The organism is Enterobacter cloacae complex sp.6700776, from assembly GCF_048284255.1.
Lineage (GTDB): Bacteria > Pseudomonadota > Gammaproteobacteria > Enterobacterales > Enterobacteriaceae > Enterobacter > Enterobacter intestinihominis.
In genome coordinates this window covers 1-428 of the sequence record NZ_JBLVYK010000065.1, presented here as the reverse complement: position 1 = coordinate 428, position 428 = coordinate 1, and the positions used below count along the sequence as shown (strand labels likewise).

The 428-nt window shown below is 46.3% G+C and carries 1 protein-coding gene; it reads right to left on the bottom strand.

Going from position 1 to position 428, the window contains the following annotated elements:
* Positions 1–403 (bottom strand): hypothetical protein (locus ACNQ0T_RS23235; RefSeq protein ID WP_417930388.1); only part of this gene is annotated, 403 nt, incomplete at its 3' end.
* Positions 404–428: the final 25 nt, after the last annotated feature.

Here is a 428-nt window from a genome sequence, read left to right as displayed (position 1 = left end):
GGTTACATGTAGGAGGCGTGTTCGGTATCACGTCAAAATCAACCAAAACAACCCCTCTCTGACCCTGCGTACTGACAACGTCCATTTCCAGTTTATAACTACCTTCCATGATGTTCTCAAACGTCTGTGACCAGTAATTTTTGCCACCATCGACAGGCTTACCATTCAGCTTAAACGTTACATTGTCAATTGAGTCTGCCGAGTGGGCAAGCTTAACACTGGACCTCAAGGACAGGTCCAGCGGGGCCCTCATGAACTTGTTAGAGTATTTGGGAGTAACGCTAATTTCCATCGGACTCTGTTCGTTCACGATAAAAGTGTAATCAACCCGGGCTTCATTGTTCCTGTTATCCTTCAGGACATACGTCAACGTATGTGTACCCGATTTTGTTACCTGGAACACTTTCGTCCCGTTATTGTCGCTGGAC